Origin of the sequence: Mycobacterium sp. 1245805.9, from assembly GCF_001672915.1 — a bacterium.
Classification (GTDB): Bacteria; Actinomycetota; Actinomycetes; order Mycobacteriales; family Mycobacteriaceae; genus Mycobacterium.
Window position 1 is genome coordinate 1 of sequence record NZ_LZKR01000115.1, and the last position, 10,204, is coordinate 10,204.

Genomic DNA, 10,204 nt, shown 5'->3' on the forward strand with positions numbered 1-10,204 from the left:
GGGGCCCCATGGACCTGACCGACGACTCGTGGGCCGCGGTGCGCAACACCCCGGGCGTCACGGGCTTCGTCGGCGCGCCGGCGCGCCCGTCGGCCCTGGCGCTCGACGACGTGGTGAAGTTCCTGCTGCCGCGCGGGGCGGCGAAGAAGGCCGCCAAGGGCGCGGCCAGCACCGCCACCGTCGCCGAGGCGGGCGGCCTGGAGCGTCCGACCGTCGAGGTCGACTACGAGGTCGGCGAATCGGTGACGGTCATGGACGGACCGTTCGCGACATTGCCGGCCACCATCAGCGAGGTCAACGGCGAACAGCAGAAGCTCAAGGTGCTGGTGTCGATCTTCGGCCGCGAAACCCCCGTCGAATTGACGTTCAGCCAAGTCTCGAAGATTTAGCAAGGAAGGAACCACAACATCTCATGGCCCCGAAGAAGAAAGTCGTTGGGCTGATCAAGCTGCAGATCCAGGCCGGGCAGGCCAACCCCGCCCCGCCGGTCGGGCCCGCGCTCGGCCAGCACGGCGTGAACATCATGGAGTTCTGCAAGGCGTACAACGCCGCGACAGAAAACCAGCGCGGCAACGTCATCCCGGTGGAGATCACGGTCTACGAGGACCGCAGCTTCACCTTCGCGCTCAAGACGCCGCCGGCCGCCAAGCTGCTGCTCAAGGCCGCCGGCGTGGGCAAGGGCTCGGCCGAGCCGCACAAGACCAAGGTCGCCAAGGTCAGCTGGGATCAGGTCAAGGAGATCGCCGAGACCAAGAAGGCGGACCTCAACGCCAACGACATCGACGCCGCCGCCAAGATCATCGCCGGCACCGCCCGGTCGATGGGAATCACCGTCGAATAATCGGCGTTCGAAGAGAGCGTGGGAGGGCCAGCTTCGGCCCGCTGACCACTACCCAACTCCAGATTGGATGAATCAATGAGCAAGAACAGCAAGGCCTATCGCGCCGCCGCCGAGAAGGTGGACCGCGACAACCTGTACACCCCGCTTCAGGCGGCCAAGCTCGCCAAGGAGACGTCGTCGGCCAAGCAGGACGCGACCGTCGAGGTGGCCATCCGGCTCGGCGTCGACCCCCGCAAGGCCGACCAGATGGTCCGCGGCACCGTCAACCTGCCGCACGGCACCGGTAAGACGGCCCGGGTCGCGGTCTTCGCCGTCGGCGACAAGGCCGAGCAGGCGCAGGCCGCCGGCGCGGACATCGTCGGCAGCGACGACCTGATCGAGAAGATCCAGGGCGGGTTCTTGGACTTCGACGCCGCGATCGCCACGCCCGACCAGATGGCCAAGGTCGGCCGCATCGCCCGGATCCTGGGTCCGCGCGGCCTGATGCCGAACCCCAAGACCGGCACCGTCACACCCGACGTCGCCAAGGCCGTGTCCGACATCAAGGGCGGCAAGATCAACTTCCGCGTGGACAAGCAGGCCAACCTGCACTTCGTCATTGGCAAGGCGTCGTTCGACGAGAAGAGCCTGGCGGAGAACTACGGCGCCGCGATCGACGAGGTGCTGCGGCTCAAGCCGTCGTCGTCGAAAGGCCGCTACCTGAAGAAGATCACGGTGTCGACGACCACGGGCCCGGGCATCCCCGTAGACCCTGCCGTCACCCGAAACTTCGCCGACGGGTAAGCAAAAGGGCGTTTCACTGTTGGTCGCTACGCTGAAACTCGATGCCCGTCTCTTAGACTCCGCTCATGGCAGGTGCCATGGGAAGCAATGACAGCGGTCGGGTAAACCGGCCCAAGTTGACGGACTACCTCGATGCGGACGGCGGCATCGTGCTGCCGCCCGGCGTCAACCTGGTGACATTCCTGGATCGCCACATCGCCGACATCGGCGATGCCGTGGCGTACCGCTATCTCGACTACGCCCACGATGCCGACGGCACGATGATCGAGTTGACCTGGGCCCAGCTGGGCACCAGGCTGCGGGCCGTCGGCGCCCGGCTGCAGCAAGTCACTTCCCCGGGCGATCGGGTGGCGATACTGGCGCCGCAGGGAATCGACTACATCGTGGGATTCTTCGCCGCGATCAAGGCCGGCGATATCGCCGTGCCGCTGTTCGCGCCCGAGTTGCCGGGCCACGCCGAGCGCCTCGATGCGGTGGTGAGCGACGCCCACCCCTCGGTGGTACTGACGACCGCTGGTGCGGCCGCGGCGGTTTTGGACTTTGTCCGCTCGCTGCCGCGCAGCAGTAGACCGCGGGTCATCGCGATCGATGAAATCCCCGACTCGGTGGGTGCCACGTTCGCGCCGGTTCACCTCGACACCGACGACATTGCCTACCTGCAATACACCTCGGGGTCGACGCGCGCCCCCGCCGGTGTTGAGATCACCCACCGCGCGATCGGCACCAATGTGCTGCAGATGGTGATCTCCACCGGCATCGACTGGGACATCCGCAGCGTCAGCTGGTTGCCGCTCTATCACGACATGGGCCTGCTGATGATCGTCTGCGTGGCGGTCTTCGGCACCCAGCTCACACTCATGTCGCCGATGGCGTTCGTCCGGCGTCCGCAACGATGGATCCGGCAACTCGCGGCCGAGTCGAAATTCGGTCCCACCTACGCGGCGGCACCGAATTTCGCGTTCGAGCTGGCCGCTGAGCGCGGGCTTCCCGATGCCGGCGAGGCCCTCGACCTGAGCAACGTGGTGTCGCTGATCAACGGCTCCGAACCGGTGCGGATCGAGTCGATCGAGAAGTTCAACGCCGCGTTCGCCCCGTATGGTCTGCCGAGCACGGCGGTCAAGCCGTCGTACGGCATGGCCGAGGCGACCCTGTTCGTCTCGACCATTGACCTCGCCGAGCGGGCAACCGTCGTCTACCTGGACCGGGAACAGTTGGGGGCGGGGCATGCGGTTGAGGTCCCGCGCGACGCGCCCAACGCCATCGCGCAGGTGTCCTGTGGTCGGATCGCGCGCAGCCAGTGGGGTGTCATCGTCAACCCCGAGACGGAGTCGGAGCTGGCCGATGGCGAGGTCGGTGAGATCTGGTTGCACGGCGACAACATCGGCCGCGGGTACTGGGAACGCCCCGAAGAAACCGAGCGGACGTTCTGCAACAAGCTGCAGTCCCCGCTACCGGAAGGCAGCCACGCCGACGGGGCGCCGAGTGAGGCCGCCTGGCTGCGGACCGGTGATCTCGGCGTCTACCTCGGCGGTGAGCTCTACATCACCGGGCGCATCAAGGATCTGATCATCGTGGATGGCCGCAACCACTATCCGCAGGACATCGAGGCCACCGCGGCCGCCGCGTCGCCCGCGGTGCGCTCGGGTTATGTCGCGGCATTCTCGGTGCCGACGAACGACGGGGTCGGCGAGCGTGTGGTGATCGTTGCCGAGCGGGCACCGGGGGTGGGGCGGGCCGATCTGCAACCCGTAATCGATGCCATCCGCGCGGCGGTATCGCGCCGTCATCGCCTGCCACTGGCCGATGTGCTGCTGGTGGCGGCCGGCGCTATCCCGCGAACCACCAGCGGAAAGCTGGCGCGACGCGCCTGCCGCGCCCGGTATCTCAACGGCGACTTCGGTGCACGGGGCCGCTCCTGACTATCCGCCGCACTCGGCGATGCGCCGCCGCAGGAACTCGCGGCCCGGCTCGGAACCGTTGGACTGCAACGCCGTTCGGTACCACGTCACGGCCTCGGCGGGCCGCCCCGCGCGCCGAAGCAGATCGGCGCGCAGCGTCGCGACGAGATTCGAGCGGCCCAGCCGCGGGTCGTCCGCCGCCCTGTCCAGCGCCGCCAGGCCCGCGTCGGGGCCGTCGCGGAATCCGACCGCCAGCGCGCGGTTGGCGCGGGCCACCGGGGAGTCCGTCATCGACAGCAGCCGGTCGTAGGCCGCGCAGATGGTGACCCAATCCGTCTGCTCCCAGCACGGCGCCGTCGCGTGCACCGCGGCGATCACCGCCTGCGGCAAGTAGGGGCCGGTCGATCCCTCGGCCCGCCGCAACCGGTCCAGCCCGCGGGCGATGCGGCCGCGGTCCCAGCGGCGGCGGTCCTGCTCCTCGAGCGGCACCAGCAGCCCGTCGGCGTCCACCCGGGTCGCGCGCCGCGAATCATGCAGCAGCACAAGGGCGGCCAGCGCCTGCGCCTCCGGTTCGTGCGGCATCAGCCCGCACAGCTCCTGCGCCAGCCGGACCCCTTCGTCGCACAGCTCGTCGCGGATCGCCGACGGGCCGGCGGTCGACCAATAGCCCTCGGTGAACACCGAGTAGATGCAGCCGAGCACGTGCGGCGTGCGCTCAGGCAGCAGCTCGGCGGGCGGCACCCGCAGCGGGATGTTGGCGTGCCGAACCTTGTTCTTGGCGCGCGTGATTCGCTGCCCGACGGCCGCCTCGCTCTGCAGCAGGGCGCGGGCGATCTCGCCGACGGTCAGCCCGGACACCAACCGCAGCGTGAGCGCCAGCTGCGACGGCCGGTCCAGCGCCGGGTGCGCGCAGGTGAACATCATCCGCAGCTCGTCGTCGACGACGGGGTGCGGGTCGGTGTGATCGGTGCGCGCCCGAATCTGATCCACCACAGCCGCCAATTCCTTTCCGGGGCGCACGGATTCGCGGCGCAGCCGGTCCCGGGCGCGGTTGCGGGCGACGGTCACCAGCCAGCCGCCGGGGCTGTCCGGCACGCCGTCGCGAGACCAGGTGCGCAGCGCCTCGGCGCAGGCCTCCTGGACGGCGTCCTCCGCGACCGTGAGGTCACCGGACCACCGCGCGAGCGCGGCGACGGCCGGACCCCACTCCCGGCGGAAGACGCCGTCCAGGCCTGTCATGGGCGAGCTAGAGCGCGGAGATCCCGGCCAGCTGCCGCAACTGCACGGTCGAGGCGGGGATCATCGAGGCGACCTTGACGGCCTCGTCGCGATCCGCGGCGCCGAGCAGGTAGATGCCCGTGGCGATTTCGGCTCCCTCGACATAGGGCCCGTCGGTGATCAGGACCTCGCCGTTGCGCACCCGCACGGTCGTCGCGGTGGACCGGTCGTGCAATGCGGCACCCCCGATGATGTGGTCGCCCGCGGCCGCGTGGAGATCGGTGTGCTTCGCCGCCACCGCCTCCCACTCCGGCGTGCCCGGGGTGTGTGCGGATTCGGCCGGCTCCAGCAGCAGCGCCAGCCAGTCGTTGCCGGTGAGCTTGCGGGACAGCTCAACCGAGTGGACCGCGGGCCACACTTCCACGGCCCCGAACTTGGCGAGCGGGACGTCGCGCGCCAGCGCCAGCGCCTCGTCGAGGTTTTCCGCTTCGAACACGTAGAAGCCGCAGGCCACCTCGGCGGCCTCGGCGAACGGGCCGTCGGTGACGACCGGCGCGTCCGGGCCGCCGGTGATGACCGCCGCGGCGGCGGCGGGTGCCAGCGCATCACCGGACTTGATCGCGGGCCCGGCCTTGGCGTGGAAGCTCTCCCATTCCGCCATCGCGGCGGCCGCGTCCTCGGGTGCGCGGTCTTGCTCCTGGCTGATCAACAGTGCTACGTACTGCATTTGTCGTCACCTCCGGTAGTGAGCGAAACCCTGTGTTCCACTCTCTACCTACTCGACGAACGGCGCAGCCCCGATCCGACAGTTAGGCGGCGCCCGGCTTCAGGTAGGTCACCAGGCTGCAGTCCAGCATCTCGTCGGTGAAGTAGTGCTCGCAGCCGCGCAGGTATTTCATGTACCGCTCGTAGACCTCTTCGGAGGTGACCTCGATGGCCTTCTCCTTGTTGGACTCCAGCGTGTCGCCCCAGATGTGCAGGGTCTTGATGTAGTGCGGCCGCAGCGAAAGCGGTTCCGGCACTACGAAACCCGCCTTCTCGCCGTGCTCGACCATCATCTCGGTGGACGGCAGCCGGCCGCCCGGGAAGATCTCGGTGATGATGAACTTGATGAAGCGCGCGGTCTCGAAGGTCAGCTTCTTACCCCGGGCCGCCATCTCGAAGGGGTGGTAGCTGACGCTGCTCTGAATGGTCATCCGGCCGTCGTCGGGCATGATGTCGAAGCACCGCTTGAAGAAGTCGTCGTAGTTCTCGTGCCCGAAGTGCTCGAAGGCCTCGATCGACACGATCCGGTCGACGGGCTCGGTGAAATCCTCCCAGCCGTGCAGGCGAACCTGGCGCGACCGGCCGGTGTCGAGCGACGCCAGCACCTGCTCGCTGCGGGCGTGCTGGTTCTTGGACAGCGTCAGGCCGACCACGTTGACGTCGTACTTCTCGACCGCGCGCTTCATGGTGGTGCCCCAGCCGCAGCCGATGTCGAGCAGGGTCATGCCCGGCTTGAGGTCCAGCTTGTCCAGGTTGAGGTCGATCTTGGCGTACTGGGCCTGCTCGAGCGTGATGTCCCACGGCTCGAAGTAGGCGCAGCTGTAGGTCCGGGTCGGGTCCTGGAACAGGGCGAAGAAATCGTCGGAGACGTCGTAGTGCGCCTGAATGTCTTCGAAACGCGTCCGCGTCTTCGTCGGGCTCGGTTGATCAGCCATTTTCTTCTTGTTCTCCTGGATGAAGTCTCGGCCTTGCCACGATACCGAAGCTCACTTCTCCAGCGTGAATTGGTTGCAGTCGATGTAGCCCATCCGGAACGCCTTGGCGCAGCCGGTCAGAAACTTCATGTACCGCTCGTAGACCTCTTCGGACTGGATCGCGATGGCCTCGTCGCGGTGCGCCTCGAGCGCCTCGGCCCAGAAGTCGAGGGTCCTGGCGAAGTCCGACTGCAGCGACTGGATACGGGTCACCTTGAAACCGACCTTCGCCGAGTGCTCCTCGACGGTCTCGATCATCGGCAGCCGCCCGCCCGGGAAGATCTCGGTCACGATGAACCGGATGAACTTGGCCATCTCCATCGTCAGCGGGATCCCGCGCTCCACGACCTGCTTGACGTGCAGCCCGGTGATGGCGTGCAGCGCCATCACTCCGTCGGCGGGCATGGCCTCGTAGGCGAACTTGAAGAAGTCGTCGTAGCGGTGAAAGCCGAAGTGCTCCAACGCCTCGATGATGACGATGCGGTCGACCGGGTCGGTGAACTCGGCCCAGTCGGTCAGCAGCACCCGGCGCGAGCGGCCGCTGTCTATCCCGTCGAGCAGCTGCTGGCAGTAGGCGTGCTGGTTCTTCGACAGGGTGACCCCGACGACGTTGACGTCGTAGCGCTCGACGGCCCGCTTCATCACCGAACCCCAGCCGCAGCCGACGTCGAGCAGGGTCATCCCCGGCTGCAGGCCGAGCTTGTCCAGCGTCAGGTCGATCTTGGCCAGCTGCGCCTCCTGCAGCGTCATCCCCTCGCGCGGGAAGTACGCGCAGCTGTACGTGCGGCTGGGGTCCACGAACAGGGCGAAGAAGTCGTTCGACAGGTCGTAGTGCGATCGGACATTGTCGGAGGCGGAGCGCATCCGCATGGCCCCCACCCGATTCTCAGCCATTTGTCCTCCCGACTGGACAGGCACCTTGGCCAGGTGGCTGTCCCCGGCACCCTACACGGGGCGGGGTGCATCCCTGGCATTTAAGGTCGCATGCCCTGCTATTTCTCCAGCGTGAACTGGTTGACGTCGATGTAGCCGATCCGGAATGCGTCGGCGCAGCCGGTCAGGTACTTCATGTACCGCTCGTAGACCTCTTCGGACTGGATCGCGATGGCCTCGTCCCGGTGGGCCTCGAGGCCCGCCGCCCACAGGTCGAGGGTCCGGGCGTAATGCGGCTGCAGGGATTGGCGGCGGGTCAACGTGAAGCCGGCCTGCGCCGAACGCTCCTGCACCATCTCGATCGACGGCAACCGCCCGCCCGGGAAGATCTCGGTGACGATGAACTTGATGAAGCGGGCCATTTCGAACGTCAGCGGTATGCCGCGCTCGACGCACTGCGGGCCCGTCAGCCCGGTGATCGTGTGCAGCAGCATCACGCCATCGGCGGGCAGCAGATCGTGCGCCAGCTTGAAGAAGTCGTCGTAGCGGTCGTGGCCGAAGTGCTCGAACGCGCCGATCGACACGATGCGGTCGACGGGCTCATCGAACTGCTCCCAGCCGGCCAGCAAGACCCGCTTGGTGCGCGGGCTTTCCATGGCGTCGAACGACTTCTGCACATGGGCCGCTTGGTTTTTCGACAATGTCAGGCCCACGACGTTGACGTCGTAGCGCTCGATCGCCCGGCGCATGGTGGCGCCCCAGCCGCAGCCGACGTCGAGCAGCGTCATGCCGGCCCGCAGGCCCAACTTGCCCAGCGCCAGGTCGATCTTGGCGAGCTGCGCCTCTTCCAGCGTCATGTCGTCGCGCTCGAAGTAGGCGCAGCTGTACGTCTGGGTGGGGTCGAGGAACAGGCGGAAGAAGTCGTCGGACAGGTCGTAGTGCGCCTGCACATCGTCGAAATGCGGTGTCAGATCCTTGCTCATGGCGTTGTGACCCCCTCGCTCCGGCCGCGCGACCGGCCGGTCACCTCACTTCGTGAGGGTGAATTGGGCGACGTTGATGAGGCCCCTGCGGAACCGCACCGCGCACCCGGTGAGGTAGTGCATGAAGTTGTTATAGACCTCTTCGGACTGGATGGCTATGGCCCGATCCCGGTTGCCTTCCAGGTTGGCCGCCCACGCGTCAAGGGTTCGCGCGTAATGCTGTTGGAGTAGCTGAGTTTGCTCGACGGAGAAGCCGGCGGCGGTGGCGTTGTCGACGATGTCGGGCTCGGAAGGCAGTTCGCCGCCGGGGAAGATCGACTCGCGCAGGAATTTGAGGAAGCGCAGGTCGCTCATCGTCAGCGCGATGCCCTGCTCGTGCAGCCAGCGACGGTCGTAGGTGAACAGGCTGTGCAGCAGCATCCGGCCGTCGCCGGGCATGATCTCGTACGAGCGCTCGAAGAACGCGCCGTACCGCTCCTTGTGGAACGCGTCGAACGCCTCGAAGGAGACGATCCGGTCGACCTTCTCGTCGAATTCCTCCCACCCCTGCAGCCGCGCCTCCGCGCGCCGCGTCGTTCCGAGGGCGGCCAGCCGCGCCTTGCTGCGCTCATAGTGGTTGCGGCTCAGCGTAAGTCCGATGACATTGACGTCGTACTTCTCGACGGCGCGGACCAGCGCCCCGCCCCAGCCACACCCGACGTCGAGCAGAGTCATGCCGGGCTGCAGGTTCAGCTTGTCGAGCGCCAGATCCAGTTTGGCGAGTTGCGCCTCTTCCAGCGTCATGTCGTCGCGCTCGAAGTATGCGCAGGTGTAGACCCAGGTGGGATCGAGGAAGAGCCCGAAGAAGTCGTCCGAAATGTCGTACGCAGCTTGCGAGTCTTCGTAGTAGGGCTTCAGCTCCGCCATTATTCGACATCCTCCCAACGACTAACCGTACAACGCGGTAAGAGTGTCCGTGAAATCACAAGGGCACTCCGAAAACCGCCCGGGCCCCGCCCCTAGCTGGCGTCGGCGAAGTTGCTAGTTAGCACGCTGATCAGCCGATCCCACAATTGCTGAGGCAGGTCGTGGCCCATGCCGTCAAACAAGACTAGTCGAGCGCCGTCGATGGCGCGCGCGACGGCGCGGCCACCGGAGGGCGGCATCAGCTTGTCGGCGCGGCCGTGGATGACGACCGTCGGTGCGACCGTGCGCCGGTTGTAGCCGAGCAGGCTGCCGCTGGCCATGATCGCGCTGAAGTGCCGGGCGACGCCCCAGGGGTAGTAGCTGCGTTCATAGCCCTCGATGGCCTCGGCGCGGACCTGCTCCTCGGGCGCGCGGTAGCGGGGGCTGCCGGTGATCTTGGTGACGCGCACGACGTTGTCGACGATCACGTCGAGCGGCGAACCGGGCGGCGGTCCCTTGAGCACCGCCAGCAGGGCGCGCGGGGCGGGCGGCGGCAGGAACGAGCGATTGTTGCTGGAGAAGATGACCGCCAGGCTCTTGGTCCGCTCGGCGAATCGCGCCGCGAACACCTGCGCGATCATGCCCCCCATCGACGCCCCGACGATGTGGGCGCGCTCGATGCCCAGGTGATCCAGCACGGCCGCCGCGTCGTCGGCCAGGTCCTCCAGCGCGTAGGCTGCCTCGGCGCGCAGCTGCTGCTGTGGCGGACCGCGTTCTGCGAGAGGCTCGTCGGGCGCGGCCTGCGGGTCATCCGGTACGACAACCGCGACGTCGGCCTGTCCGACAAGACGCCGAAAACGGGCTCCGGGCAGCCCCTGGTCCCCCGGCTGCTGCGGTTCTGGCTGGGGCTGCGCGCCGAGGCAGCCTACGCGCTGGAGGACCTGGCCGACGACGCGGCGGCCGTGCTGGATCACCTGGGCATCG

At 67.4% G+C, this 10,204-nt stretch carries 10 protein-coding genes and 2 pseudogenes; 5 read left to right on the forward strand and 7 right to left on the reverse strand.

All coding sequences use genetic code 11. The features are described 5' to 3' along the window. The 4 genes from A9X00_RS16000 to A9X00_RS16015 all read left to right on the forward strand — a co-directional run. Positions 1 to 389: transcription termination/antitermination NusG family protein (locus A9X00_RS16000; RefSeq protein WP_369830757.1), on the forward strand; the 389-nt coding region annotated here is incomplete at its 5' end. A 23-nt stretch (positions 390 to 412) separates the two neighbouring features. Next, the gene (rplK, locus tag A9X00_RS16005) at positions 413 to 841 is read left to right on the forward strand and encodes a 50S ribosomal protein L11 (RefSeq protein WP_066907205.1); all 429 of its coding nucleotides are present in this window, start codon (positions 413 to 415) and stop codon (positions 839 to 841) included. A 75-nt stretch (positions 842 to 916) separates the two neighbouring features. Beyond that, positions 917 to 1,624 (forward strand): 50S ribosomal protein L1, encoded by a 708-nt coding sequence (rplA, locus tag A9X00_RS16010; protein ID WP_067155166.1) that lies wholly within the window; start codon positions 917 to 919, stop codon positions 1,622 to 1,624. A 65-nt stretch (positions 1,625 to 1,689) separates the two neighbouring features. Then, a complete protein-coding gene (locus tag A9X00_RS16015; protein ID WP_232006843.1) occupies positions 1,690 to 3,543 on the forward strand; it encodes a fatty acyl-AMP ligase in 1,854 nt (617 codons plus the stop codon). On the opposite strand, the gene A9X00_RS16020 is transcribed toward A9X00_RS16015, so the two are convergent. The 7 genes and pseudogenes from A9X00_RS16020 to A9X00_RS16050 all read right to left on the reverse strand — a co-directional run. After that, on the reverse strand, positions 3,544 to 4,761 hold the full coding sequence (locus A9X00_RS16020) for an RNA polymerase sigma factor (RefSeq protein WP_067155172.1): 1,218 nt from the start codon (positions 4,759 to 4,761) through the stop codon (positions 3,544 to 3,546). A 7-nt stretch (positions 4,762 to 4,768) separates the two neighbouring features. Continuing rightward, positions 4,769 to 5,467, reverse strand: a complete 699-nt coding sequence (locus A9X00_RS16025; protein WP_067155175.1) for a YciI family protein — start codon at positions 5,465 to 5,467, stop codon at positions 4,769 to 4,771. Between the two features lie 82 nt (positions 5,468 to 5,549). Beyond that, positions 5,550 to 6,440 (reverse strand): hydroxymycolate synthase MmaA4, encoded by an 891-nt coding sequence (mmaA4, locus tag A9X00_RS16030; protein WP_067155178.1) that lies wholly within the window; start codon positions 6,438 to 6,440, stop codon positions 5,550 to 5,552. Between the two features lie 51 nt (positions 6,441 to 6,491). Beyond that, positions 6,492 to 7,373 carry a cyclopropane mycolic acid synthase family methyltransferase gene (locus tag A9X00_RS16035; RefSeq protein ID WP_067155181.1) on the reverse strand — a complete coding sequence of 294 codons (882 nt, stop codon included), beginning with the start codon at positions 7,371 to 7,373 and terminating at the stop codon, positions 6,492 to 6,494. Between the two features lie 98 nt (positions 7,374 to 7,471). Next, positions 7,472 to 8,335 (reverse strand): cyclopropane mycolic acid synthase MmaA2, encoded by an 864-nt coding sequence (gene mmaA2, locus A9X00_RS16040; protein ID WP_067155184.1) that lies wholly within the window; start codon positions 8,333 to 8,335, stop codon positions 7,472 to 7,474. A 45-nt stretch (positions 8,336 to 8,380) separates the two neighbouring features. Beyond that, positions 8,381 to 9,241 carry a mycolic acid methyltransferase MmaA1 gene (mmaA1, locus tag A9X00_RS16045; protein ID WP_067155187.1) on the reverse strand — a complete coding sequence of 287 codons (861 nt, stop codon included), beginning with the start codon at positions 9,239 to 9,241 and terminating at the stop codon, positions 8,381 to 8,383. A gap of 92 nt (positions 9,242 to 9,333) precedes the next feature. Beyond that, positions 9,334 to 10,017: pseudogene (locus A9X00_RS16050) on the reverse strand (alpha/beta fold hydrolase); the annotation flags it as partial. Here A9X00_RS16050 and A9X00_RS32785 point away from each other — a divergent pair. Then, a pseudogene (locus A9X00_RS32785) lies at positions 9,907 to 10,204 on the forward strand (hypothetical protein); the annotation flags it as partial. The pseudogenes A9X00_RS16050 and A9X00_RS32785 sit on opposite strands and share 111 nt — an antisense overlap.